Annotated in this window: 22 protein-coding genes; 9 read left to right on the top strand and 13 right to left on the bottom strand. The window is 47.9% G+C overall.

The annotated features are described in order from the left end of the window. Positions 1 to 32 precede the first annotated feature (32 nt). Positions 33 to 677: a hypothetical protein gene (locus IEV98_RS20925; protein ID WP_188507980.1), complete on the top strand. Its 645-nt coding sequence runs from the start codon at positions 33 to 35 to the stop codon at positions 675 to 677. 229 nt (positions 678 to 906) lie between these two features. Here the strand turns inward: IEV98_RS20925 and IEV98_RS20930 are convergent, their stop codons facing one another. From IEV98_RS20930 to IEV98_RS20940, 3 genes are all read right to left on the bottom strand, one after another. After that, complete coding sequence (locus IEV98_RS20930) at positions 907 to 1140, bottom strand: hypothetical protein (protein ID WP_188507981.1); 234 nt, start codon at positions 1138 to 1140, stop codon at positions 907 to 909. A 347-nt stretch (positions 1141 to 1487) separates the two neighbouring features. Then, positions 1488 to 1871 (bottom strand): HU family DNA-binding protein, encoded by a 384-nt coding sequence (locus IEV98_RS20935; protein WP_188507982.1) that lies wholly within the window; start codon positions 1869 to 1871, stop codon positions 1488 to 1490. Positions 1872 to 2112: 241 nt separating this feature from the next. Next, positions 2113 to 2319 carry a hypothetical protein gene (locus tag IEV98_RS20940; protein ID WP_188507983.1) on the bottom strand — a complete coding sequence of 69 codons (207 nt, stop codon included), beginning with the start codon at positions 2317 to 2319 and terminating at the stop codon, positions 2113 to 2115. A gap of 588 nt (positions 2320 to 2907) precedes the next feature. Here IEV98_RS20940 and IEV98_RS20945 point away from each other — a divergent pair. Then, positions 2908 to 4017, top strand: coding sequence for a hypothetical protein (locus IEV98_RS20945; RefSeq protein WP_188507984.1), 1110 nt, complete (start codon positions 2908 to 2910; stop codon positions 4015 to 4017). A 114-nt stretch (positions 4018 to 4131) separates the two neighbouring features. Here IEV98_RS20945 and IEV98_RS20950 read toward each other — a convergent pair whose 3' ends face one another. Then, positions 4132 to 7311, bottom strand: a complete 3180-nt coding sequence (locus IEV98_RS20950) for a S41 family peptidase (RefSeq protein WP_188507985.1) — start codon at positions 7309 to 7311, stop codon at positions 4132 to 4134. A 97-nt stretch (positions 7312 to 7408) separates the two neighbouring features. Here IEV98_RS20950 and IEV98_RS20955 point away from each other — a divergent pair, with 97 nt between their 5' ends. Then, the gene (locus IEV98_RS20955) at positions 7409 to 9877 is read left to right on the top strand and encodes a DUF5686 and carboxypeptidase regulatory-like domain-containing protein (protein ID WP_188507986.1); all 2469 of its coding nucleotides are present in this window, start codon (positions 7409 to 7411) and stop codon (positions 9875 to 9877) included. Positions 9878 to 9885: 8 nt separating this feature from the next. On the opposite strand, the gene folE is transcribed toward IEV98_RS20955, so the two are convergent. Together folE and IEV98_RS20965 are read right to left on the bottom strand one after the other, a co-directional pair. Continuing rightward, positions 9886 to 10518 (bottom strand): GTP cyclohydrolase I FolE, encoded by a 633-nt coding sequence (folE, locus tag IEV98_RS20960; RefSeq protein ID WP_188507987.1) that lies wholly within the window; start codon positions 10516 to 10518, stop codon positions 9886 to 9888. A gap of 11 nt (positions 10519 to 10529) precedes the next feature. Then, positions 10530 to 10958, bottom strand: coding sequence for a 6-pyruvoyl trahydropterin synthase family protein (locus IEV98_RS20965; RefSeq protein ID WP_188507988.1), 429 nt, complete (start codon positions 10956 to 10958; stop codon positions 10530 to 10532). 29 nt (positions 10959 to 10987) lie between these two features. On the opposite strand from IEV98_RS20965, the gene truA reads away from it, so the two are divergent. Beyond that, positions 10988 to 11782 (top strand): tRNA pseudouridine(38-40) synthase TruA, encoded by a 795-nt coding sequence (truA, locus tag IEV98_RS20970; protein WP_371870689.1) that lies wholly within the window; start codon positions 10988 to 10990, stop codon positions 11780 to 11782. Positions 11783 to 11843: 61 nt separating this feature from the next. Beyond that, positions 11844 to 13607: an ABC transporter ATP-binding protein gene (locus tag IEV98_RS20975; protein WP_188507989.1), complete on the top strand. Its 1764-nt coding sequence runs from the start codon at positions 11844 to 11846 to the stop codon at positions 13605 to 13607. Positions 13608 to 13667: 60 nt separating this feature from the next. Here the strand turns inward: IEV98_RS20975 and IEV98_RS20980 are convergent, their stop codons facing one another. The 6 genes from IEV98_RS20980 to IEV98_RS21005 all read right to left on the bottom strand — a co-directional run bounded on the left by IEV98_RS20980 (position 13668) and on the right by IEV98_RS21005 (position 19958). Further along, positions 13668 to 15779 (bottom strand): M3 family metallopeptidase, encoded by a 2112-nt coding sequence (locus IEV98_RS20980; protein WP_188507990.1) that lies wholly within the window; start codon positions 15777 to 15779, stop codon positions 13668 to 13670. A 73-nt stretch (positions 15780 to 15852) separates the two neighbouring features. After that, positions 15853 to 16221, bottom strand: a complete 369-nt coding sequence (locus tag IEV98_RS20985) for a YccF domain-containing protein (protein ID WP_188507991.1) — start codon at positions 16219 to 16221, stop codon at positions 15853 to 15855. Further along, a complete protein-coding gene (gene hisS / locus IEV98_RS20990; protein ID WP_188507992.1) occupies positions 16218 to 17609 on the bottom strand; it encodes a histidine--tRNA ligase in 1392 nt (463 codons plus the stop codon). The genes IEV98_RS20985 and hisS overlap by 4 nt, the downstream gene beginning before the upstream one ends. Before the next feature lie 32 nt (positions 17610 to 17641). Next, positions 17642 to 18373 carry a ribonuclease III gene (gene rnc, locus IEV98_RS20995; protein WP_188507993.1) on the bottom strand — a complete coding sequence of 244 codons (732 nt, stop codon included), beginning with the start codon at positions 18371 to 18373 and terminating at the stop codon, positions 17642 to 17644. A 67-nt stretch (positions 18374 to 18440) separates the two neighbouring features. Next, positions 18441 to 19694 carry a beta-ketoacyl-ACP synthase II gene (fabF, locus tag IEV98_RS21000; protein ID WP_188507994.1) on the bottom strand — a complete coding sequence of 418 codons (1254 nt, stop codon included), beginning with the start codon at positions 19692 to 19694 and terminating at the stop codon, positions 18441 to 18443. Between the two features lie 27 nt (positions 19695 to 19721). Beyond that, positions 19722 to 19958, bottom strand: coding sequence for an acyl carrier protein (locus IEV98_RS21005; RefSeq protein WP_079717265.1), 237 nt, complete (start codon positions 19956 to 19958; stop codon positions 19722 to 19724). Positions 19959 to 20305: 347 nt separating this feature from the next. Here IEV98_RS21005 and IEV98_RS21010 point away from each other — a divergent pair, with 347 nt between their 5' ends. The 3 genes from IEV98_RS21010 to IEV98_RS21020 all read left to right on the top strand — a co-directional run bounded on the left by IEV98_RS21010 (position 20306) and on the right by IEV98_RS21020 (position 23079). Then, a complete protein-coding gene (locus tag IEV98_RS21010) occupies positions 20306 to 20728 on the top strand; it encodes an IPExxxVDY family protein (protein WP_188507995.1) in 423 nt (140 codons plus the stop codon). Between the two features lie 186 nt (positions 20729 to 20914). Next, positions 20915 to 22345: a pyruvate kinase gene (gene pyk, locus IEV98_RS21015; protein ID WP_188507996.1), complete on the top strand. Its 1431-nt coding sequence runs from the start codon at positions 20915 to 20917 to the stop codon at positions 22343 to 22345. Beyond that, positions 22345 to 23079, top strand: a complete 735-nt coding sequence (locus IEV98_RS21020; RefSeq protein ID WP_229738889.1) for a TylF/MycF/NovP-related O-methyltransferase — start codon at positions 22345 to 22347, stop codon at positions 23077 to 23079. Before pyk ends, IEV98_RS21020 begins: the two co-directional genes overlap by 1 nt. A 2-nt stretch (positions 23080 to 23081) precedes the next feature. Here IEV98_RS21020 and IEV98_RS21025 read toward each other — a convergent pair whose 3' ends face one another. After that, entirely contained in the window at positions 23082 to 23456 is a 375-nt protein-coding gene (locus IEV98_RS21025) for a hypothetical protein (protein ID WP_188507997.1), read from the bottom strand. 120 nt (positions 23457 to 23576) lie between these two features. On the opposite strand from IEV98_RS21025, the gene IEV98_RS21030 reads away from it, so the two are divergent. Beyond that, positions 23577 to 25397 carry a sensor histidine kinase gene (locus IEV98_RS21030; protein WP_188507998.1) on the top strand — a complete coding sequence of 607 codons (1821 nt, stop codon included), beginning with the start codon at positions 23577 to 23579 and terminating at the stop codon, positions 25395 to 25397. Positions 25398 to 25407: the final 10 nt, after the last annotated feature.

Consider the following 25407-nt stretch of genomic DNA (forward strand, 5'->3'; position numbering starts at 1 on the left):
CGATTGTGATAACTGCTATAAACGATAATGAAATGAAACCTACATGTTGCCTTTTACTGCTGTTAGCGGCGCTTTCGATGCCGGGCTATGGGCAGGAACCCCTATCGGCTTATCTTTTTGACGACTACCACGACGCCGTCGTATATTTTAGGGATGGACGAAAATCGGCTGAAAAAGTAAACTATAACCTGGTAGAAAGCGCACTTTATTTCATTGACAAGCGAGATGGACAGGTAAAGGTGGTATCCAACTATCAGGCCATCGACTCGCTCGTCATCGCCAGGCGGATATTTCTTTTAGACGGAAACACTGCGTTGGAAAAAGTCTCGCCTGCACCTATCGTATACATCCGATTCAATGCAAGCAGTAAGTACAAACCACAAACGATAGGTTATGGACTCTCCAGCGAGCTTGCCTCAGTCGATGCCTATTCATCGGCTTCCTTTCAGGGTATGCGGACAGATCTACAAGGCAAGGAACGCGAGGTATCCAAGATTTCACACGACTATATCATCGAGAAAGCCGGAAAGCGGAGCAGGTTTTCCAATTTCAAACAGTTGTACCGGATATACCCGGCGCATCGAGCAACATTGGAGCAATTCGTGGCCCAGCACGAGCTGGATTTCAATGACGTGGCTGGCATGATTGCACTGTGCCGTTATGCTGAAAGCTTGTGACGCACTAAGCGCCTAGCAAGCGTTGCCTTGCTGATAATGACCTTCCTAATTATTATTTCCATCGCGACTTTTTGGTGTCGGCCCGATTGTCAATGAAGGTAATCAGCTCGATGACTTTTTTACGCGGCTTAACGCGGTATACGACAGAGACTTGCTTCACGATCAGTCCAATGTTCCTGCAAATAGTCAATGTTTTTCTGGAATGTCCTGAGTGCTGTGGGGGTCCAGACTATTTCATGCCCCATTTACCGAAACGTTTGACAACATCTTTATGCGGAATAGTTTCGCCTCGGTCAGCCTCAGCAATTCCTTCCAATACGTCCTCTTGTTGAGATGGCAACAATTGATCAAACCAATCCGCTTCCCGGCTCTTCAGGAACTGCTGAAGTTCGGTCAGTAGACCGGCATCCGTACTGTTCACGATGGCCTGCACAATATCCAGCTTAATTGCTTCGACGTTCATAATCTTGTAATATACAGCAAATTTAAGGAAAAAGATTCCTAAAAGCAATGAATTTTAATCCCTAATTCGGCAACGTACCGTCCTGCCTGCTCCACATACAACCAGTCGAATTAAGATAATTAATTTTGTTTTAGGTTATTTGTAGCTGTCGCTAAATCGGTTGAAAAATGCGCCGAAGTCACTTTTCAAAGTCTCCGAAGTGGATTTTAAAACGACTACGGTCACTTCAAAGACCCTCCGAAGTCGGTTTTAGAAGCGACCAAGCGTCACTTTTGGCGATTTTAAACAAAAAAAACCGCCCCGAAATACATCGGGGCGGCGGAACAATGGGGTAATGAAGACCGGTTTTACCGGATTTTCTCAAAAGTTAAACCGTCGATGGCGGTCTTGACGTACTTGCCCGGATGGAACAGCAAGCGTTTGCGGAAGATGTTGGCCGCCGTTACGTCCTCTTCGGTGTCGCCACCAGTGCTGTTGCTGCCCAGGCGGAACGCACCGAGGTTACCCAGGCGCACGATGTATCCACGCGAAATGTTGCGCGGAATCTCGCGCACCAGGCTCTGCAGTACGGCGTATACGTCAGACTCAGTGAGGGAAGATGCGTGGGAGATATCCGCCGAGAGGTCTTCCAGGGTGATTTCGCCGGTGTGAACCGGCCGTGCGTAAAATTTCTTCGGCGCAGTCAGGTCTCCCGGTTTGCCGATTTCTAAAACATTGAATTTAATTGCCATGTTACTTCTTTTTAAAACGTTAAACAAAAAATAGTGCTCCGTGCCGCGGGTGGTACCTATCCCTTGGCATTACAAAGTTGCGTAACATGTCAAGAAGGCTTGTCGGATTTGGCGGCTTTGGCGATTTTGTCGGAATTGTCGGACGGGGTGAGTATAAAAAAACCGCGGTAGCTAGTCGCCACCGCGGTTATCCCATAAAATCTTTTTGCTGCTCCGGCAAACCCTTTGCCGGTTGTTTGGGTCAGGATCGGCGCATGAAATGGGAAATTTCCGCTACCGGAATGCCCAGATAATCTGAGGCCTGATAAACCGTCACATGCTGGTGCTTATCCAGCCCAAACACATCCCGGATCTTGTTGAGGAGCCGCTGGCAGGTACGTTCGCTCTGGCCAGTGATCCGTTGCAGATCCGCAGGATAAACAGCTAATCTTGGTAAAAATGTTTCCATGTCTGCCAAATAGCATACGCAAAATTACGAAATACGCAAAACTTGCAGAAATATTTCGTTGATTTTCTGCTATTTAGGAGTGATTTTTATGATTTTTATAATTGTCATTGCATGGCGATTTCTATATTTTCAACGCTGGTAGAACGAGGATTATGAAAATGGCAATTCACTAATTACCAGATTTGCTTATCATCGCTATACTCCCCTTGAGTCCTCGCCAAACAATTCAATTTCATGCACAATTCGCTTATTTTTGGAATAAAATCTATAATAGCGATACTTGTGGAAAGTGTTTACGTAGATAATACAACTATTCACGAATCAAATCGTTAACTTTAACAAAGATGAAGTAATAAAGGCCTCAATTATTGATCACGAACTGATTACTGTGTTTTCAATATTGTATAAGTTGGACAAAGAGATTGTTGCATTTGATGTCGATTGGGATGGACGAGTATTATAAGGGATATCACATAACGGGGATGAGAACCTAATTAAGTTTAATTTTTAACGTTTTGTACGATTCCTCCTCCTGCTTTTTTGTTATCAAATTTAGATAGAATGGCGAGATACCTACTGTGTTTGATAATGTTAGCTTTGGCAGCATGCAGGCAACAGGATAAGGCTTTCACTGTCATACGCGGCGAAAATATCCATGTACCGGACGATAAGGTCTATTTAACGACGGGCGAGCGAAATGCGCTGGTGCTGGATTCGGCAAAAGTAGTACGGGGCACATTCCGCATTGTTATTCCCCTTGAAGCTTTGCATTTCAGGGCCTGTCTCGCTTATCGGGATGATGTTGGCAAGTTTGATGTTTTTCGCTTTCTTGATTCTGACTCGGCAGATTCCGCACGTCACGACCGGTATCATTCTGACTATCTCGCGATAGAGGCTGGCGTGATTTCCATAGCGGGATTGACTGACTTCGGAGGTGGCCAACGGTATGCCTTTCTAAAAGGGCATCAGGAAAATTCATTGTTATTCAATCCTGGTTTTCGCATTTTTAACGTACTTGAGGATAGTCTAGCTGAAGACTACGACAAAACAGTCCAGAAAATGGATGTGTTAATGCGCACTGATCTGTTCTCAAGGTCCATGTTGGTTTTGGAGCGCATCTGGGCTTGCCGGTACCTATTTTCAAAGCGTGATTTACAAGCTATTGTTTCCAGTATTGACCCCAAGCTAAATTTGTCGATTTATACCGAGTATCTCGGTCGATACCTCGCTCAGCTTCCGGATAATTTTGATCCGAATGAAACAATTTTACTCGATAATGGAAAAGGGGGCAAGGTAAACATCTACGATCGAAGAAAGGCACTTAATATGCTGATTTTTAGTGCTACTTGGTCTCATCCCTCTGCACTTTTACTTCATTACTTGAAAGGCGAGCAACAAGCCTTTTCTCATCCGGATCTATACTGCGTAGACATCGGTTTGGATGAAGATAAATCTTGGTGGGAATCAAAATTGATTAATGGTCACGAAAAGAACTGGGATCAATTGCACGTGCCGAGGGCGCATAGATCGGATATATTGTTTAAATATCGGATTTTCGGTTATCCGGTTATCATTTTCACAAATCAAGTAGGGCGGGAACTATATCGAATAGAAAAATACGACGAACAAACAATAGTCCGCAGCCGAGCGTTCGTTGAGCAATTTTTTGCAGGCAGGGAATCTGAAAGCATATTATAAATATAGTGGGTATAGAGAAAATCCGTACAATATGGGGGTAATTTCGCTACGGGCACAAAGACCTAGCATACACACAATAAAAAGGACAACTGGTTTTCTCATCACGGGCTTCGGTCATTGCAGCGCCTCTAACAACTCCTGTACAGCCCGCTCCAATTGCGGGTCTTTACCTTCCAGTCGATCCATGAAGGTGTTTTTCACGTAGATATCGGGCGACACGCCGGTCAGTTCCAAGTCGTCACCATCCAGTGTATAGCACCCCCAAGCGGGCACGCGGTACATCGATCCGTCTACCAGGCTTTTCGCCGAGGTGAAAATAATCCAGCGGTAAGTTTCGGTACCGATGATCTTTCCCAGCTTCAGTGCCTTGAAGCCGGCGGCGGTCATCTCGGCATCACTGAGGGACTGCTCGTTTACAAGCAATACGATAGGCTTCCCCGATGGGGCGAAATTACTTTGGGGTGACCGCTTGCCACCGCGGTATTGCCATTGGAGGTAAGGACGCTGGGAGAGGAATCGCAGCACCTCATCGTGTACGTTGCCCCCGGTGTTATACCGAAGGTCGAGGATGATGGCGTCTTTATGCGCCTCCTGTTCTACCATGTCCAACAGGAAGCGCTCCAATTCACCCCCGCCCATGTTTTTCATATAGGTGTAGGCAACGCGGTTGTGGCCCAAAGAATCCACCTTTTGGCGATTAGCGGTTATCCACTCGTCATACCGTTGATCGCGAAGGGCACCGCTGCTTTGTGGGCGTACCTTAGCCGTCACTTCCGTGTTTCCACGGCGGAAGGTGAGGACCATCTCGTCGGCAATCGAAGGCCGGGTGAAATAACGGTCGCGGTCCAATAGCGTGTCTACACGCTGCCCGTCTACGGCTACCAGCACATCGCCGGACCGGATATCGACGCCCTTGCGCGCAGCATGGCTCCTATCCACGATGCGATGTACACGGTAGGGATGTTCGTTGTCGAAAGTAATGCCGGTTTCATTGGTTACAAATGAAAAATCCTTACGCTCCTCATCGCCACCCGAGCTGAAGCCTAGGTGTGAAGAGTTGAGCTCGCCCAGCATATCGTTGAGCAGTACGCGGAGGTCCGCCCTGCTATTGAGGTGGGGCAGGTATGCCGCGTATCGGTTTTTCACCGTTGCCCAATCGATTCCGTGGAAATCGCCATCATAGAAGTTTTCTTCGATACCCGCCCAGGTTTCGTAGAATAGCTGGTTGAACTCATCCTGCAGGTTGCGCCGGAATGCGAAGGAAATATCCACTTTTTCTACTTTATTGCCCTCGATGTTATATTGCTGCACGGCTCCTTTTGATAGCGCGTAAAATTTTCCGTCCACTTCGACAATATTTCCCAAATTGCCGTCTGAAACCTTTTCGGTTTTGTCATCTTCAAACGGTTGGAATACGGTACGGAACAAGGCACCTCGCCCGCCTTCGTGATTTGAGAAATAGAAGACATAGGTCTTTTCGCCTTTCTTGAATGCCTTGGGGTTGCTTTGCGTGCCGAATGCCGGGCTTATCCGTGTAATTCGGTCAAGTAGCTCCTGTGTATTGATGACGATCGGCTCGATGGGTTGTTTCTCTTTGGATGTACTGTCGGTTTTGGCGTCTTTATCCTTGCTCTCCTTCTTGCTGTCGTCATTGCCCTTGTCATCTTTCTTTTTATCCTCAAAAAGTTCATCGAACTTATCGATGCGGTACGGCTCGTCGAAGTCATCCAACGCCAGTCGGTAAATGCTGGCATCGCGCATGCCGGTGGGGTATGAGGGCTTGGTACGGTTACTTGCAAAGTAAATGGATTTGCCATCGGGTGACCATGCAGGCGAGGTTTCCGATACGCCGGTATTGGTGAGGTTGATGGTCTGCTTTCTAGCGATGTGGTGCACGAAGATATCCTGTTCAAAATTGCGGTACGCCGTGAAAAGGATGTATTCACCATTGGGCGAAAAGGAGGGCTCGGAATTTTGGAAAGCCCATATTTCATCCGTCACCACGGCCGTGCTTTTTAGGCTTTTGAGATCGAGCAACCGGACCTCATCGCGGCCGCTGAGGTACACGGCTTGCGTACGTTCTGCGTTGAAGGTGATATCGCGGTTGCTGCGCAGATCGGACGTATGCTGCTTGGCATTGCCCTTGCCATCGGCGGCTATCGTATACCAATTGGGATATCCGGCGTAGGTTTGGTTGAACAGCAGCGTTTTATTGTCCGCTAGCCATTTGACTTCCATCGCCCGCTCGCCGGAGCTGGGCATCTGGCGGATGAATTTGCCTTCGATATCACTCACGAATACCTCCCCACGTGAGATGAACGCCAGTTTCTTGCCATCAGGCGATACATCGAAATAGGTGATGTGGTCCTTCACGTCATGCTCCTGATGTGCAGCTAGAATGGCGTTTCGGCTGACCGAAATATCGGGTTTTGACGTTTTTTTGGTGGTTACATCATAGATATAAAGCTGATAATCCTTTTCGAAGACGACCTTCTCGCCATTGGCCGAGACGGATGGCCGCTTAATGGACGTCTCGAAGCGCGTGAGGGCTGTTTTTTTTCCGTCGGCAAATGTGTAAAGGTTGTACTCGCCGTTGGCTTCGTCAGACGCAAAGAAGACGTTGCCCTGCCGGTCCACGCTGGTCCAGAAGTCTTTACCCGCATAGTCGGTATATTGGGTGAAGCTACGGGTAACGGGGTGATAACCGAGTATATCGGGATTGAACTCCCCCTTATAGCGTTTGCGGTTTGCCGCGAAGTAGCTCTCCCAGGTATTATTGAAAAGCAGCTCGCCGTCGGGCTTTTCCACCACGCCGTGTATGGTATTGAAATAATGGGGGAAGAGGCGATTTGCGGTACCACCATCGGCACTTACGGAATAGCTGGTAAAGCGGTTGTAACGCCCGGATGTGAAATAGATGCGCTGGCTATCCCAACTCCAACTATCCACCTCATCGGAAGCATCGTGATGGGTGAGCTGCCGGATGTCGCCCCCAGCCAAAGGCATGATATAAACGTCGAAATTGCCGAATTGGTTGGCTGAAAATGCCAACCAATTGCCATCGGGCGAAATCCGCGGCGCGATTTCTTCGCCGCGCATCGCAGTGAGGCGGAGTGCCTGACCACCTGCTACCGGTGCTTTCCACAGGTCGCCGGCATAGCTGAATACGACCAGCTGCCCATCGGGGCTCAGGGTGGGGTGCGAAATAAAAGTCGGTGAGGCGAGCTGAGCATGCGCAACAGGCGATGTAAAAGCCAAGGTTGCCGTCAATAGGCAAATGCTGATGGTATTCATGTTATAAAGATGATGTGCTACCGGCAATATTACGTAAAATTTAGTAACATATTTTAACAACAACATACGATAACCTTTGCTAAGTTTGGGCATGTTTATGCGGAGATTGTCCCTAACGCTTGTCTTCATAGGTATCGTCACGACGCTTACCTATGCCCAATCCCATCAGTTAACCGGCCGGGTAATCGATGAAAAAGGTGATCCGGTGCCGTTTGCCAGCATATACGGTAGGAAAGCGGGCGGCGGGGGTACCTCGGCCAACAACGAGGGGATATTCAAAATGCAATTGCCCGTGGGTGAACACGAGCTGCTGATCCGGTCCGTTGGTTATAAGCAAGCTACCAAACGGGTGACCATGGATGCGGATAGGGATATCCAGGTTATTCTCCTCGCTGAATCCTACCTGTTGGATGAAGTGGTGATCGGAAACGGGGAAGACCCCGCTTATGCCATTATCCGGCGCGCTATCCGGCAACGTAAGGCTCACCTCCTTGAGGCTGCTCCTTACACCGCAAAAGTTTACATCAAAGGCGTGCAACGGCTCTTGCAGGCTCCCAAAAAATTCTTGGGCGTTGATATCGACGAAATTGGGCGCGAAATCGGCTTGGACGCTAACAGGACTGGTATCGTGTATCTTTCCGAATCAGAATCCCGCATTACGGTACGACCTCCTGATGACTTCCACGAGGAAATGATCAGTTCCAAGTTTTCAGGAAACAACCGCGCATTTAGTTTTAACCGCGCCGCTGATCTGAAGCTCAACTTCTATGAAAATCACCAGCCCATCTTTGATGGGCTAAGCGCCCGGCCGTTCGTTTCGCCTATCGCGGACAATGCATTGGCCTATTATCGGTACCGCCTGTTGGGTACTACGGAGGAAAATGGCCTCACGATCAATAAAATCGAGGTAATTCCTCGTCGTAAGGGCGAACCTCTTTACGAGGGTGATATCTACATCGTGGATGATACTTGGCGGATATATGGGGTAAACCTGCAACTCACCAAGGCATCCAGCATCAACGTACTGGATACCCTCGATGTACAGCAGGAGTTTATCCCACTGGAAAATGGTCAATGGCAACCGTCGAGCATCCGGTTTGATTTCGTTGGCGGGTTGTTGGGATTCCGTGTCGGTGGTTATTTTGCTGCAGTATACAGCGAGTACGCGGCCAATCCCGAAATTAAGAAGGGCGCGTTCAATGAAGTGCTACGCATTGCGGAAGGAATCAATGAACGCGATTCGGCCTATTGGGCGGAAAACCGGCCCCTATTGCTTACGGACGAGGAACAGCGGGATTATGTCCGCAAAGACAGTCTGCAGCGAAGACGAGAGACCAAGGAATACCGGGATTCATTAGACCGGGTAACCAACCGGTTCAAGCCATTGGGCATACTAACCACCGGCTATACACACCGCAACCGTGCAAACCGCTCTTTCTTTGCTTTCGATGGGCTTGCTACTTCACTGCTTTTCAACAGTGTGGAAGGCTTGGCGCTTAATTATGGAATTCGGTATACCAAGCAAATCGATACCTTACGCAATCGCAACTTTACGGTTTACGGCAATGCACGTTATGGTTTTGCAAATAAGCGGTTTAATGGATATTTGGGAACTTATCTTCCGATTGGAAAAAGCACGTTGCACCTCTACGGGGGAAGCAACGTGCAAGATCTCAACAATAGGGGGGCGCTGCAACCGCTCTTCAATACCATCAGCACAACCCTGTTTGGCCGTAATTACCTCAAATTGTATGAACGGACGTTTGGCGGGCTGGAATGGCGATATACCCTGCCCGCCAATGTGACTGCAACGGCATCCGCTGTTTGGGAAAACCGACTTTGGCTTCCCAATAGTACCGACTATACGTTTTGGGAAAGAAATAAACAACACCTTACCTCCAACAACCCCTTGGTGCCGGGGGAGGACATCCCTTTGTTTGCGGAAAATCAGGCGTTCAAAATCACGATGGGGCTTAGCTACGACTTCGGTACTCGATACGAGACTTACCCGCATCGGCGGGTGTACCTGCCGTCGAAATGGCCGACACTCGCTGTAACCTATACCAAAGGCCTTCCCCGTATTTTCGGTAGCGACGTGGACTACGATTTGCTAATGGCGCGACTGTATAAAACGGGGATTGGGTTAGGGCTGTACGGACAGGTATCATTCGATGTACGGGCGGGTACATTTTTGAACGATAGGCAGCTTCGCTATACCGACTACCAGCATTTCAAAGGTACGAAGACACTGATCAGCGACCAGCAACTGACGACGTTTTTGTTGCTGGATTACTACCGATACAGCACGGCTGGCAATTTTGTGGAGGCACATGGCGAGTATAATCTTTCCACATTGCTCACCAGCAAAGTACCATTACTCCGCCGGCTCAAACTTCAGGAAATCATCGGATTTCATTATATGCATACCGGTGAACTGGGGCACTATGGGGAGTGGCACGTCGGATTGGAGTGGCAACGGCTGCGGGTGATCTATGCACGGTCGCTGGGGTCAGCGGCGGATTTGCGCGGACAGCAAGCCATAAGGATCGGGGTACGATTGTTCTAACGCACTCTTTAGCTCAATGATGCGGTAATAAGCCTTAGAAACTCATTGCGGGTGCGCTCATGGGCAAACTCGCCGGTAAATGCAGAAGTGGTTGTCACGGAGTTTTGCTTTTGTACGCCGCGCATGCACATGCAAAGGTGTTTGCACTCGATTACCACGGCTACACCAATCGGATTCAAGGTCTCTTGTATGCAATCCCGGATTTCATTGGTCATCCGTTCTTGTACCTGAAGACGACGGGCGAAAATATCGACGACCCGGGGAATCTTGCTCAACCCTACAATATGGCCATTGGGGATATAAGCAACATGAGCTTTACCGAAAAAGGGGAGCATGTGATGTTCACACAGCGAATAGACTTCGATGTCTTTGACGACCACCATTTGGCTGTACTCTTCCTCAAACATGGCACCGCGCAGGATATCGGCTGCATTCAGATCATAACCATGGGTAAGGTATTGCAGGGCCTTGGCTACCCGCTCGGGTGTTTTCAGCAAGCCCTGGCGGGTTGGGTCTTCACCCAATAGTTCAAGGATGTCGGCATAGTGCGCCGCTATACGGGCTACCTTTTCAGGATTGTAACGATCTATTTTCACGTACCCGTCTATTTCTTCCTCATTGAGCGGAAAATCATTGTCCATAGTTGCAGTTATTAATTTCCGGCATGATCATCGCCGAAATATTCCACGGAATTGTTTTCGGTTTCAACCAATTTTACCGAATGCAGCATGGCTTGGTGTGCCTCGATATGGCTTTTCAACTGATTGAAGATTTCGATTGCCAGCACCTCAGTAGAAGCTATTTTGCCTTGCATGAAATCTACATCAAGGTTAATATTGCGGTGATCCAGTTTGTTAACGACATGGGCCTTGATGATGTTTTTCAGTTCTTTCAAATCGATTACAAATCCCGTCTGCGGATTCACTTCACCTTTCACGGTGACAAAAAGTTCGTAGTTATGGCCATGCCAATTCGGGTTGGAACACTTGCCGAATACGGCTTCATTTTCTTCCTGACTCCACTCCTCGCGGAATAATTTATGCGCCGCGTTAAACCGTTCGCGCCGTGTAAGGTATATCATAGCGTGCAAAGATAAGTTAATTTGCTGATTTGCTGAAAGACAAAATCCATACCTTTGTGCCTGTGGAACAAACATGCAGTCGGTATTTCATTGAAATGGCCTTCGTAGGCAGCGCCTATCACGGTTGGCAAATCCAGCCGAATGCGGTGACCGTACAAGAACTGCTTGATAAGGCATTGAGTACCTTATTGCGCCGACCCGTGGCAACGGTGGGGTGTGGGCGCACGGATACCGGTGTGCACGCCAAACAATTATTCGCCCATTTCGATCTGGAAATCGGTATGTTTCCGATAGGCGAGGACGATTTTCTGTATAAATTAAATGCGTTGCTACCCGTTGATATTGCTGCGAAAAGGCTGCTTCCGGTGGCATCAAATGCCCATGCGCGGTTTGACGCCGTGAGCCGCTCCTATGAATATCATATCCATTTGGGGAAAAACCCGTTTCTGCACGGTCGCTCCTGGCAGGTGCGCGACATGCCCGATGTATTGGCGATGAATGAAGCTGCCACTATTTTGCAACAGTATGAAGATTTTTCCTGCTTTAGCAAATCGAATACCCAAGTGTATACCAATATCTGCAATATCACGCGGGCAGAATGGCATTGGACAAATGACAGGCAGTTGGTTTTCCGTATATCGGCTAACCGTTTTTTGCGTAACATGGTGCGGGCGATTGTCGGCACGCTGATTGAAATCGGACGCAGCGAGCGAACTCCCGAATATATGCACACCGTGATCCGAAGCAAGGACCGTTCCGTTGCGGGCACCTCGGTTCCAGCATGCGGCTTATACCTCACTAGCGTGGAATATCCGTATATCTAACGGCTCTTTGACAAATCAATGAACCAAGATATTCCACAAAGTTGTACTTTTGCACCTACCCATGAGCGAACCCCAGGTATCCGGAAAAACATACGATGCACAGCTGCTCCGCAGAATGATGCGTTATGTAAGGCCCTATCGGGGTATCTTTGTCATTTCCGTATTGCTTACGATTATCATGGCAGGTGTGGCTCCGGCACTGCCGATGGTTGTGGAATATACGCTTGACCGGTTTATTCTCCACAACGATATCGATGGCCTTCAGCTGATGTTGCTCTTGATGTTGGGGCTTTTACTCCTGCAAACGGTCATCCGTTATTTCCATACGCTGATGACCAATACGTTGGGCCAATCGGTCATCCGGGATCTCCGCATCAATGTGTTTAACCACATAACGAGCCTTCGTCTCAAATATTTTGATCATACGCCGATAGGCAGGCTCATTACCCGTACCATTTCGGACCTGGAAACCATTGCCAACATTTTTTCGGAAGGGCTTATCCAGATTATTGGGGATATTCTCCAGCTGGTGGTGATACTGGTGGTGATGTTTTATACCGATTGGAAGCTAACGCTTATCGTGTTGATTCCGATGCCTTTTATGGTTGGAGCAACCTATGTCTTTAAGGAGGCGATGAAATCCGCCTTCCAGGATGTGCGTAAATGGGTGTCTAATCTGAATACGTTTTTGCAGGAACACATTTCGGGCATCAGCATCATTCAGTACTTTGCTCGCGAGGACCAGGAGATGCGCAAATTTAAAACGGCCAATGCGGAGCACCGGAATGCCCACATCCGGGCGAACTGGTATTTTTCGATTTTTTTTCCGGTATTGGAAATTATCATGGCCATTTCGCTGGGTTTACTGGTTTGGTATGGTTCCAAGCAGGTGCTCGCCGATGAGCTGTCGCCCGGCGTGATCGTGGCCTTCATCATGTACATCAATATGATCTTCCGGCCCATCCGGGAGTTGGTGGATAAGTTCAATACGCTGCAAATGGGCATGGTGAGTGCCGAACGGATTTTTGCGGTGCTGGACACCGACGAGCGGACACCCAATGAAGGCATCAAGCAACCTCCACACATCCGTGGGGAGATTGTTTTTGATCGGGTATGGTTTGCTTACGATGAGGAGAAATGGGTGTTAAAGGATATCGACTTCAAGGTCGAGCCCGGAGAAACGCTGGCTTTGGTAGGTGCGACGGGGGCGGGAAAGTCTTCCACAATCAATATTCTCAGCCGCTTTTATGAGGTCAATAAGGGATCTATATTGTTGGATGGTGTAGCTATCCGGGAATATGAACTCAATTACCTGCGCCGTACGATTGCTACCGTGCTACAGGATGTCTTCCTGTTTTCAGATTCGGTGGCCGGCAACATCAGCCTAAACGATCCTTCCATCACCCGTGAGCAGATTGTGGCGGCCGCCAAACAGGTGGGCGCTCATGAGTTTATTATGCGTTTACCGGGAGGCTATGATTATAAGGTGCAGGAACGTGGGGCCACACTTTCTTCGGGGCAAGCGCAGTTGATTTCATTCATCCGTGCGCTGGTGCATGATCCGAGAATATTGGTGCTGGATGAGGCGACTTCTTCTGTCGATACCGAAACGGAGGAACTTATCCAGCAAGCCATTGATAAACTGATGGAAGGCCGCACATCCATCGTGATTGCCCATCGCCTTTCTACCATCCAAAAGGCAGATAAGATCATTGTGCTGGATAAGGGCGAGATGAAAGAAATGGGCTCACACCAGGAGCTGTTACGAATGGATGGGTATTACAAGCGCCTGTATGATCTGCAGTTTCATTCGGCTGGGATATGATATAAAAGTGCCCGTCCGTAATCCCTACAGACGGGCAATCTATCTGGGTATTCGACTTGCTTAATCCAGGCCTCTTTTCTTCATTAAATAGATCGGGTTGGGGTCCGCTCCGCGGAATTTCCGGTACAGTTCTGCCGGTTTTACGGTGCCGCCTTTTTCTAAGACGTTTTTTCGGAACGCACTGGCAGTGGCCTGGTCGTAAAGGCTGGTTTCCTTGAATGCGGCGAAAGCATCAGCATCAAGCACCTCCGCCCAAATGTAGCTGTAGTAACCAGCGGAGTAGCCACCAGAAAAGATATGCTGGAAATAGGTGCTGCTGTGACGTGGAATGATTTCGTCGATCAGCCCGGCTTTTGCCATGGAGGTTTTCTCGAATTCCTGGGCACTTACGGTGATGGGGCTGGTGATGGTGTGGTAGTCGAAATCCAATATGGAAGATGCCAAATACTCCACGGTGGCAAAACCTTGCCCGAATGTGCCGGCGCTTTCCAGTTTGGCAATAAGCTCATCGGGAATTGCGGCACCTGTTTGATAATGCTTAGCATAGGCCTTCAGCACGGTGGGATCCTCGGCCCAATTTTCCATCACCTGTGACGGCAGCTCCACGAAATCCCGCGATACTGAGGTGCCAGAGAGGCCGCTATAGGTAACGTTGGATAGGAGGCCGTGAAGTGCGTGGCCAAACTCGTGAAACAAGGTATTGGCTTCATCAAAGGTAAGTAATGCCGGCTGGTCACCCACGGGCTTGGTAAAGTTGCAGACGTTGACAATCACCGGGGCCTTGCGGTCGCCATTTTCCGTGTACTGTCTGCGGAATGAGCTCATCCAGGCACCGGGACGCTTGGACTCACGAGGGAAGTAATCCACATAAAATATGCCGATGTGGCTGCCATCCGCCTCCAGCACTTCGTAGACCTCTACCTCTGGATGGTAGGTGGGTATGCTGTCCAGCTTTTTGAACGTGATGCCATATAATTTGTTGGCTACATCAAAAGCCCCCTGCCTAACACCCGCTAAGCTGAAATAAGGCTTCAGCTCTTCCTCGCTCAACGAAAAGCGCTTTTGCCGAATCTTTTCCGAATAATACCGCCAATCATAAGGTGCCGCCTGAAAATTTTTGCCCGATGCTTCGATTTCCTTTTGGATGTCATACGCCTCCGCTTTTGCCTTTGCAATAGCGGGTTTCCACAGGTCGTCCAGCAATTTCTTAACGTTGGCGGGGTTTTCGGCCATTGCTTCTTCCAACACATAATGTGCATGGGTAGGATATCCCAACAGGTTGGCTTTCTGCAACCGAAGGTTGGCGATCTCAACAAGCACCTCGCTGTTATCCTGGGCATTGCCGTTACCGGCTCGGCTTCTGTAGGCATCCCAAAGCTGTTTGCGCAACTCGCGGTTAGCTGCATATTGCAAAAACGGCATCACACTGGAGTTGGAAAGCGTGAATACCCACTTGCCGTCATGGCCCTTGGCTTTGGCGGTTTCCGCGGCAGCCGCTTTCAGATCGTCCGAAAGGCCGGCAAGGCTGTCATCGCTAGCTACGATGAGTTCAAACGCATTGGTTTCGGTTAATACATTCTGGCCAAATTGCGTGGTCAACGCTGCCAGTTGGGCATTGATATCGCGCAAGGTTGCCTGATCAGCGTCGCTCAGATTAGCCCCGTTGCGCACAAAGCTCTTGTAACTACGTTCGAGCAGCATCAGCTGTTCGCTGGATAACCCTAAACTTTCGCGTTTGTCCCATATCCTGTTGACGCGGCTGAAAAGCTGCGCATTCAGTGAAATGTTATCGCGATGAGCGGCGAGCTTGGGCGCTAGCTCTTTGTCCAAAGCTTGAATCGCCGGGTTGGTTGTCGATGAATTGAGATTGGAAAACACATAGGATACGCGGGTAAGCAGACTGCCCGCATTTTCGAGCGCCAGGATGGTATTCTCAAAGGTAGGGTCTTCCGTTATCCCTGCAATCGAATCAACTTCGGCGGTATGTTGCCGAAGGGCCTCTTCGTATGCGGGCTTAAAGTGTTCGTCTTTAATCTGGTCAAACGGCGGCACACCGAAAGGCGTATCATACGTCGTTAAAAATGGATTTTGGATAGCCTGCTTGGTCTCGTCGCAGGACACGATGAATGCAGTTGAAATCATCAATACAGGTAAAATTTGTTTGTTATTCATGTTGTGCGTATGGATTAGTGCTGCGGCCAAAGTTACACATAAGTTTCGTTTTGGCGATAATCCTGCCGTCGACTCAACTGATAGCCTTTCCAAAGGGAGTGAAGGCCAGCCCCATCAACTTAAAGTGCTGCATGCCGAAAGGAATGCCCACGATGGTGATGCAAAGCAATACGCCAAAGAAAAAATGGGTGAGCGCCACCCATATTCCACCAAATATAATCCAGAGTATATTCATGAGGGTATACAGGCATCCTGTACTGGTTGGCGTAGGGATAACCTTGGTTCCAAAGGGGACCAAGGACGCTACGGCCAGCTTGAATAATTGTAAGCCGAAGGGTATGCCGACAATCGTCAGGCACAGGACCAATCCGCCGAAGAGGTACTGCAGAAAGATGAAAAATCCACCGAAAATAATCCAGATCACATTACCGATGAAACTCATGCATTAGGGGCTAAAAAGGAGAGTACTTCTGTTTCACCGAGCATCCGTTGTTCGCCGGTCAGCATGTCTTTTAGTGAAAACAGGCCACTTGCTATTTCTTCTTCACCGATGAGGATCACATAGGGGATTTTTTTTGCGTCGGCATATGAGAGTTGCTTTTTCAGCTTGGCAGTGGCCGGATAGAGTTCGGAAGCTACACCTGCAGCTCGTAATTTTCGTAGCAACGGCAGTGCATACAGCTCGGCTAGTTTATCAAAGTTGCTGATCAATACCTGGGTAGTTAATACCGCTGTGTTGGGAAAAAGACCCAGTTCTTCCAATACATCGTATATTCGATCGGCACCGAATGAAATTCCTACACCGGTGAGTCCGTTCAAGCCGAACATCCCGGTAAGATCATCATAGCGGCCGCCGCCGCCGATGCTTCCCATTGTCGCCTCATTGGTTTTTACCTCAAAAATACAACCCGTATAGTAATTGAGGCCCCGCGCCAGTGTGATGTCCAATTCGACAAAACGGTTAACCACAGCGGTGTCACCGACAAGTTTTTCAACATATCCCAATACGGTTTCGATCTCGTCGATACCCTTTAATCCGATTGGCGAAGATGCCAGTACTTGCCTCAACTGTTCGGCCTTTTCGGTGTTGGTACCCTGTAATTGAATGATGGGTTGCAGCTTTTCCAAATCACCAGCAGTGAAGCCGCGGTTTAGCAGTTCGTTATTTACCCCTTCCAGTCCAATTTTATCCAGCTTATCAATGGCTACAGTCATATCAACAATCAGCTCCGGCTTGCCCAATACTTCAGCAATACCCGTCAATATTTTACGATTGTTGAGCTTAATGGTAAAATCGCGCAGGCCCAATCCGGACAATGCTTCATGATAGATGAGTACAAACTCGGCTTCGTTGAGTAGGCTGTCGGAGCCGACGACATCCACATCGCATTGGTAAAACTCCCGATAGCGCCCGCGCTGAGGTCTATCGGCACGCCATACCGGCTGGATCTGGAACCGCTTGAAGGGCAGGGTCAACTCATGCTGATGCATCACCACGTAGCGTGCAAAAGGAACCGTAAGGTCGTATCGCAAGGCTTTTTCGGCGATATGTGGAGCGAGCTGCGCGGAGGCCTTTTCTTCCATCAGGTTGCCGGGCGCCTTGGCTAGGTAATCGCCCGAGTTGAGTATCTTGAAAATCAATTTATCACCCTCATCGCCGTATTTACCTGTCAGTGTCTGTAGGTTTTCAAAGGTGGGGGTCTGAATCTCACGATATCCATATTTCGCGAAGACCGCCTTAATTATATCGAAAATATAATTGCGTTTCTCCATTTCTGTGGGCGAAAAATCGCGCGTGCCCTTTGCCAATGAGGGTTTGATTGCTGCCATGCGGCAAAGGTAAGAGATAGAATTGAGATATGCTAAAGCACGTTCAGTACTTCGCAGGCTTTTTCGGCGGCAATTTTCTCGGCACTTTTCTTATTGTAATCTCGGCCGGTGCCGCATACTTCGCCATCGACCACGGCGTCTATCGTGAAAATCTTGATGCTATCGCCCTCGGCATTTTCAGCTTGGACAAAACTTATTTCCTTACCGGCTTGCTGACACCACTCGATAAGCCTGCTTTTGAAATTGGTTTCGGTTTGCTCCAGTGTTTGGATATCGACGTGAGGTTTGATGATCCGGCTTATCAGGAAATTTTTGGCGAATACGTATCCTTTATCCAGGTAGATGGCGCCTATCAACGCTTCAAAAGCATCACCCAGCAACGAGCCCTGTTTATTGGGATAATTAATCATGCGGGCATCGTATTGGATAAGTTCATTGAGGCCCAGTTTTTTGGATAGTTGATTAAGGTGGGCGCGGCTTACGATTTTTGAGCGCATTTCGGTGAGGAATCCCTCGCCTTTGTACGGATATTTCTTAAAAAGAAGCTCTGCTACTACTGAGCCCAATACCGCATCGCCAAGAAACTCCAGCCGTTCATTGCTATTCTTGGTGCCATCTTTTATGGGTACGGCTACAGACTTGTGGCGGAAAGCCAGCTGATAGAGGTGTAGGTTTCCCGGAACAAAGCCCAGCATGTTCTTCAACGCCCTTACATAGCCGCGATTGGATGATAAGTACAGTTTGTAAATCTTTGAAATAGGCATCTAATTACTAACTGAATAACAAGCATGCAGCGGGGAAATCACCTGTTGCAAAAAAATGCCTCCAAAATTAGGCTTCGAACTTCTTGAAAATAACGGTGGCGTTGTGCCCGCCAAAACCAAAGGTATTGCTCATCGCTGCACTTACCGTCCGTTTCTGCGCTTTATTGAAAGTGAAGTTCAGTTCCGGATCAAGGTTTGGATCGTCCGTGAAATGATTGATGGTTGGAGGCACCACATCATTTTTCACCGCAAGAATGGATGCGATGGATTCCACGGCTCCGGCGGCACCCAATAGATGGCCGGTCATTGATTTCGTAGAGCTGATATTGAGCTTGTACGCATGCTGTCCAAACAATTCGAGGATGGCCATAATTTCACTGGGATCACCTACGGGTGTGGACGTGCCATGTACATTGATGTAATCGATATCGTTTTGGGTGAGCCGGGCATCCGTTAGCGCGTTTGTCATAGCCAGCCGTGCTCCCAGGCCCTCGGGGTGCGATGCAGTAATGTGATAGGCGTCGGCACTCATTCCTGCCCCGATGAGTTCGGCATAGATCTTGGCACCGCGCGCTTGAGCATGTTCCAGGCTTTCAAGCACGATAGCTCCCGCGCCTTCGCCGGCCACAAAGCCATCCCGGTCCTTATCAAATGGTCTGGAGGCCGTTTGCGGGTCGTCATTACGTGTAGACAGTGCGTGCATGGCATTAAACCCACCGATACCCGCTTCATTGATAATTGCTTCTGAACCACCGCTGATGATGATATCAGCCTGTCCCGTACGAATATAGTTAAGCGAATCAATGAGCGCGTGTGTGGATGATGCGCAAGCAGAAACAGTAGAAAAGTTGGGTCCGTGTAGTCCGTAGCGCATGGATATATGTCCAGGCGCAATGTCCAAAATCATCTTCGGGATAAAGAAAGGGTTGAAGCGGGGCGTTCCATCGCCTGCATAAAAATTGCTTACTTCATCCAAAAATGTCTTCAGGCCACCAATACCAGACCCCCATATCACACCGATACGATTGGTATTTAGATTGTCGAACTTAAGCGAGGCATCCGCCACCGCTTCGTCCGTAGCTGCCAATGCGTAGTGTACAAATGGATCTAATTTTCGGGCTTCCTTACGCTCCATAAAGTCTTCAGCGTTGAATCCCTTCACTTCACAAGCAAAACGGGTTTTGAATTTCGATGCGTCAAACTTAGTGATAGGAGCAGCGCCGCTTACTCCTTTAATCAGGTTGTCCCAAAATTCTGGAACAGTATTCCCGATAGGAGTAAGCGCACCTAACCCTGTTACTACTACTCTTTTAAGCTCCATTTATTACGATTGGCCTAATGAATTTAGCTAGTTAACGTTTTTTTCTAAATAAGCGATTGCTTGTCCTACCGTGCTGATGGTTTCAGCTTGGTCATCGGGGATAGCGACGTTGAATTCTTTTTCGAATTCCATAATCAACTCCACGGTGTCGAGTGAGTCGGCGCCCAAATCGTTGGTGAATGAAGCTTCTGGGGTAACTTCATTTTCGTCTACACCTAGCTTTTCAACGATGATTGCTTTAACTCTTGATGCGATATCAGACATGATTTTATAGTTTAATTGTTTAATAAATCTGTGCAAAGAAAAATAAATTTCGGCAAATAGTAAAACATATTTGATTTTAGAACATTATTCAAGTTCTGTTAGCAAACCAAATTACGGTTTTTATATCAATGATTTAGCGTCAAATTTTCTAAAGTCTGTTTAATTGATCAGTTATGAAATGCAGGTTATCCTTTTTTCCGCCATCGTAATTATATTAATGCCAAATCAGTCATTTTGTTTTTGTAATTTTTGCTGTATTATATATTTTACTGGCAGCAAAGAAACCGATCAATTTGCTTTGATGCAAGCAAATTTATCTAAGTTTGCGCTGAATATAGATAAATACTTTGAATAAAGTCACATTAAAATACGAATTAGACCTGGATTTTGTCCTAATAGCCATCACGTCTTCGCTCAAAGACTATCGATTGTGTTATTTTGTCAACAAGGTTACCGGTTTGAAGCTGCATAAAGTTGACGACTATGAGATTTGGATGCCTGCTCCAATAGGTCGGACACATTTCAGTCGGTACGCCGATTTTTCGACAACGACCGACACGGAATATTACCTGTTGGCAAACAAAGGGATCGATGGTGGCTTTTTGATTCCCGAGATGCGCCATTCCGATTTCTTTTTGCTGATCAGAAACTTTATCGATGAGGAGGATCTTACGACCATGCAGGAGCGCATTGCTGACATCCCAGAAGTGGTCGTTGCCAGCGAAATCTCCCCACAAAAATTGAAATCCAAAGAAAATCTAATATTTTAGTGCCGAGATCGATAAGTTGCTTTTCAATCCTATATCTATATTATAGATTTGTATATCGAAGCAACTTTATCTAAGTTTGCCAAAGTGTATCAATCACACCAATAGTTTAGGGATATAAGAACAAACCGGCTTCATGCCCAGGTAGAACAAAGCGACAGACAAAACAACGTTAACAAATACTATTCAATGGAAAAGGTTCAAAAGCGAACTAAAATCGTGGCCACCTTAGGGCCAGCATCAGCAAAGAAAGAAATACTAACCAGTATGATTTCCAAAGGCGTGGACGTATGCCGCCTAAATTTTTCGCATGGCAGCCAGGAAGATCACCTCGAAGTTATCAACGTTATACGGGAAATCAACAAGGAGTACAACACGAATATCAGTATTTTGGCCGACCTGCAAGGTCCCAAGATCCGGATTGGTAAGATGAAAGAAGGGGGGGCGGTGCTGCTCAATGGCGCGCAAGTTGAAATCACTACGCATGAGCTTATCGGCGATGAGGCCCGGATCTACATTACTTACCCGGATTTTCCAAAGGATGTAAAGGAAGATGAGATCATCCTGCTCGACGACGGAAAAATACAACTGCGGGTGATCCGTACGAATCTTGCGGATACGGTATTGTGCGAAGTCGTACACGGTGGTGTGCTTACCTCACGAAAGGGCGTAAATCTGCCAAACACCAAGGTTTCTATCCCCAGTCTTACAGAAGAAGACCTCGATAACCTGAATTTCGTCCTTCAATACGATGTTGAATGGATCGGGATGTCATTTGTGAGAAAGGCAGAAGATATCGTGAAATTGAAGAAGGTCATTGCAGAAAAGGGCAAATCTTCCAGAGTTATTGCCAAAATCGAGAAGCCTGAGGCCATCGATAATATTGATGCCATCATTGCCGAAACAGACGGAATTATGGTAGCCCGGGGTGACCTGGGTGTGGAGATGCCGATGGAAGATGTTCCGGTACTCCAAAAGATGATCGTCAAGAAATGCCGCGATGCGGCTAAGCCGGTGATCATTGCCACGCAGATGTTGGAAAGTATGATTACTACGCCCCGCCCGACGCGTGCGGAGGTAAATGACGTAGCCAATTCGGTGTTGGACGGAGCTGACGCCGTGATGCTTAGCGGTGAAACATCAGTAGGAGAGTTTCCCGAAATTGTCATCGAGACCATGAGTAAGATCATCGTGCATGTGGAGCGGACTTCCTATCCTTATTATATTTCTAAAAAGACACAGCATGATGCGGATTCGGTTATCCCTGATGCCATCTGCGGTTCGTCTGTCTATTTAGCCGAGACAACCAATGCATCCGCTATTGTGGCGATGACGTATTCGGGCTATACCGCTTTCGAAATATCGAGCTACCGCCCCAATGCTGATATCTACATCTTCACCGGAAACAAAACACTGCTCAATACGCTAACCCTATTATGGGGGGTAAAAACGTTCTATTACGATAAGTTCGAAAGTACCGATGGCAGTATCCACGATGTAAACTCGCTGCTGAAAGCGAAGAATTTGGTTCAACCGGGACAGATTGTCATCAATACGGCATCTACCCCCCTTCATAAAAAAGGAAAAACCAATACCATTAAGGTAACAGAGATGGAGTGATGATGCGGATGTACGAGGTTAAGGACCGTCTGGTTACCAGTGCCCTGTTTTGGTGGTATCGCATCACCAACAGGGAAGAAGCTGCTATACTGCAAATCAAGACGGATCAGTTGACCTACTTAGCAACTCCTGATTTGCTCAATCTTTATCGTGCTGCTAAACAGGTTGAACAAGCGCAGGTTGCAGGAATGTTTATCGAAGCGGGTTGTGCACTCGGTGGGTCTGCTATTGCCATTGGCAAGGCAAAGGCAAAACAACGAGCATTCCGCATCTACGATGCATTTGGGATGATCCCGGCACCCTCTGATAAGGATGAAGCGGATGTGCACGCTCGATACGATGAAATCAAAGCGGGCAAATCGAAAGGGTTGGGGGGCAATACCTATTACGGATATACCGAAAACCTTCAGGATGTTGTGACCTCCAATTTGGCGAAGTACGGCATACCGATCCAAGACAATAATATCAGGCTTATTAAGGGGTATTTCGAAGATACCCTTTACATTACCGAACCTGTTGCCTTGGCGCACATCGACTGTGATTGGTATGCTTCGGTGATGAGTTGCTTGATTCAAATTGAGCCGAACCTATCACCGGGGGGCAAAATCATTTTTGATGATTATGTCGAATGGTCGGGATGCCGCAACGCGGTGGATGAGTACTTCAGCGATAAGGACGGCTATGTCTTTACTCGCGTTGGTCGCAAGCTACATGTCAGTAAAACGCTTCGTTAGGGTCATTCAGCCTTTGGGCGCTGCTCAAGCTCATCCATCCGTACGCTATCGGGTGTGCTAATGTTGGCGCTGTCTGCTTTAATAATAAAGCGGGTGGGTTTCCCTCGGTAAAGGTTCGGCATGGGCACACAGTTATCACCGCGGTATGCATTCGGCATCGCTACGGCGTAATCCCTACGGTATAAATTAGGCATCGGATAGGTGTCGAACACTTGGTCATTGGTGCGCTTCAGCTTCGGCCCTGACAAGACGGAATCGATAATAATCCGGTTTTCGGGCTTGATTGCACGTAAGCCATTCTTGTCACCGTCGTCTTGGGCAATCCCAAACACAGGCGAACAAACGGCAGCGATTAAAGAAACATAGAGCCTATTCATAATCAAGGCGAGTTGGTGTATTCAAAAATAAATAAAAATAGTGGCACGCGATGCGATAGCCGGTGTTAAAATTTGTTAAAAGCTGTATTTTGCTTCAAAGCTTATGTATTTTTGTAAGGGATGAAGCACAAAAGCATAGCATTAATTATCGGGTTGATGACAGTGGCCCTGTTGGGCGTAGTGGCTATGCAGTATTTCTTTATCAGGCAATCCTATGTCCTGAAAGCACAGCTCTTTGACGAATCGGTGAAGGCCGCGCTGAACGCTGTGGCCGCCAAGGCCGAAAAGCGGGAGGTGATGGAGCTGGCTAATGCTCAACGTAAAAACAAGGAGAAATTAGAGCGCGAGCAACGCAAATTGGAAGAGCAGCTACGCATAAAAACGGAAGTTGAGCAACTTCGTGAGAAACAGGCCAAATTATTTCTCGCATTCAAACGACAGGAAGATGAGCTGATGGCTCAGTATCCATTTGTATTGCCGATCGAAAATAATCAGTTTTACGAGACCTACTTCAACGATCCCCGATATCAGTCGCTGGTGCGAATCGACTTCCAGTCAAATGATATTGTTGACGGGGGATTTCGCCGCAATGACAACTCCATAGGGCTCTACGCTGTTCAGCAAGTGCCTTTACTTAGGGCGAAAGACGACAGTATACGCTACTTCATCCCGCTGGGACCTATCGCCTTCGGCTCCACCGCGCTAAAATATCTGAACTATACGATACGGGCACTGCCTCCGCGGGAAAATCCAAGGTTGCGTAACGAAATTGCCCGTAAGGAGCGGCAGTTACAGTTGCTGCAAGCTAATACATTGATGGATACCGTAGCCATACTGAGTGGTAAAAACCCACAGCTTGTTCAGGATTTTGAGGCGGAGATGGAGTTATACAAGCGACCATTCAGCGAACGTATCAATGTCTCCTACATTAAGGCTGAGTTAGACAAGGAACTATTGAGTAGGGATATCAATTCCCCGTTTAATCTGGAGATAAGAGACCGGAATACCATCCTATATACGTTTGCCAACTTTTCGGAAGCGAAGCCCAGCTCGCAAAACCTCTATTCTACTGATTTATTTCGGGCAGACAATGAGAGCACCTCGGGCCGGCTCTCGGTATATTTCCCCAATAAAGGCTATATCCTGATGGGTAATATGACCGTGATGTTGTTTTCTTCTGTGGCGCTTCTATTGGTGTTGATCGGCAGTTTTGCCTATACGATCTTTACCATGCTCCGGCAGAAGAAAATATCGGAGATGAAGACGGATTTCATCAATAATATGACCCACGAGTTCAAAACGCCGGTGGCGACAATCATGATTGCCAGCGAATCGTTGAAAGACGCGGAAATAGCGGCCGACCAGCAACGTGCCGCCCGTTTGGCCAATATCATCTACGATGAAAACGTGCGTTTGGGCAACCACATCGAACGGGTGCTCAATATCGCTCGCCTGGAGAAAGATAATTTGAATCTGGAACACCGATCTGTAGACGTGAATGACCTGGTACAGGCCGTGGTAGATAGCATGGAATTGCAACTGCTTAAACATGGTGCCAATGTAGGCATGCACCTTGATGCTACCGATGCCGTGGTATCGGGCGATGAGCTGCACTTATCCAACGTATTGTTCAATCTGTTGGATAATGCGATAAAATACAGCAATGAAAATCCAGACATTACCATCAAAACGAAAAGCGGAGGCAAGCAAATCCACATCACAGTGGCCGATAGGGGTATCGGGATGAGCCGCGATCAGCTGTCGAAGATTTTCGACCAATTTTATCGCATTCCTACCGGAAATCGCCACGATGTGAAAGGCTTTGGCCTCGGGCTTAGCTACGTAAATGACATCGTGAAACGGCTGGGTGGGAAAGTGCATGTACGAAGCGAGAAGGATAAAGGAACGACATTTGAAATCATACTACCGCTCAAACGATAGGGAGACCATT

Origin of the sequence: Parapedobacter pyrenivorans, from assembly GCF_014636865.1 — a bacterium.
In the GTDB taxonomy this organism is placed as follows: domain Bacteria; phylum Bacteroidota; class Bacteroidia; order Sphingobacteriales; family Sphingobacteriaceae; genus Parapedobacter; species Parapedobacter pyrenivorans.

Coding starts and splice junctions, on each gene's coding strand:
- IEV98_RS20925 (WP_188507980.1), top strand. CDS start 33: ATGAAACCTACATGTTGCCTTTTACTGCTGTTAGCGGCGCTTTCGATG.
- IEV98_RS20930 (WP_188507981.1), bottom strand. CDS start 1,140: ATGAACGTCGAAGCAATTAAGCTGGATATTGTGCAGGCCATCGTGAAC.
- IEV98_RS20935 (WP_188507982.1), bottom strand. CDS start 1,871: ATGGCAATTAAATTCAATGTTTTAGAAATCGGCAAACCGGGAGACCTG.
- IEV98_RS20940 (WP_188507983.1), bottom strand. CDS start 2,319: ATGGAAACATTTTTACCAAGATTAGCTGTTTATCCTGCGGATCTGCAA.
- IEV98_RS20945 (WP_188507984.1), top strand. CDS start 2,908: ATGTTAGCTTTGGCAGCATGCAGGCAACAGGATAAGGCTTTCACTGTC.
- IEV98_RS20950 (WP_188507985.1), bottom strand. CDS start 7,311: ATGAATACCATCAGCATTTGCCTATTGACGGCAACCTTGGCTTTTACA.
- IEV98_RS20955 (WP_188507986.1), top strand. CDS start 7,409: ATGCGGAGATTGTCCCTAACGCTTGTCTTCATAGGTATCGTCACGACG.
- folE (WP_188507987.1), bottom strand. CDS start 10,518: ATGGACAATGATTTTCCGCTCAATGAGGAAGAAATAGACGGGTACGTG.
- IEV98_RS20965 (WP_188507988.1), bottom strand. CDS start 10,958: ATGATATACCTTACACGGCGCGAACGGTTTAACGCGGCGCATAAATTA.
- IEV98_RS20975 (WP_188507989.1), top strand. CDS start 11,844: ATGAGCGAACCCCAGGTATCCGGAAAAACATACGATGCACAGCTGCTC.
- IEV98_RS20980 (WP_188507990.1), bottom strand. CDS start 15,779: ATGAATAACAAACAAATTTTACCTGTATTGATGATTTCAACTGCATTC.
- IEV98_RS20985 (WP_188507991.1), bottom strand. CDS start 16,221: ATGAGTTTCATCGGTAATGTGATCTGGATTATTTTCGGTGGATTTTTC.
- hisS (WP_188507992.1), bottom strand. CDS start 17,609: ATGGCAGCAATCAAACCCTCATTGGCAAAGGGCACGCGCGATTTTTCG.
- rnc (WP_188507993.1), bottom strand. CDS start 18,373: ATGCCTATTTCAAAGATTTACAAACTGTACTTATCATCCAATCGCGGC.
- fabF (WP_188507994.1), bottom strand. CDS start 19,694: ATGGAGCTTAAAAGAGTAGTAGTAACAGGGTTAGGTGCGCTTACTCCT.
- IEV98_RS21005 (WP_079717265.1), bottom strand. CDS start 19,958: ATGTCTGATATCGCATCAAGAGTTAAAGCAATCATCGTTGAAAAGCTA.
- pyk (WP_188507996.1), top strand. CDS start 20,915: ATGGAAAAGGTTCAAAAGCGAACTAAAATCGTGGCCACCTTAGGGCCA.
- IEV98_RS21020 (WP_229738889.1), top strand. CDS start 22,345: ATGATGCGGATGTACGAGGTTAAGGACCGTCTGGTTACCAGTGCCCTG.
- IEV98_RS21025 (WP_188507997.1), bottom strand. CDS start 23,456: ATGAATAGGCTCTATGTTTCTTTAATCGCTGCCGTTTGTTCGCCTGTG.
- IEV98_RS21030 (WP_188507998.1), top strand. CDS start 23,577: ATGAAGCACAAAAGCATAGCATTAATTATCGGGTTGATGACAGTGGCC.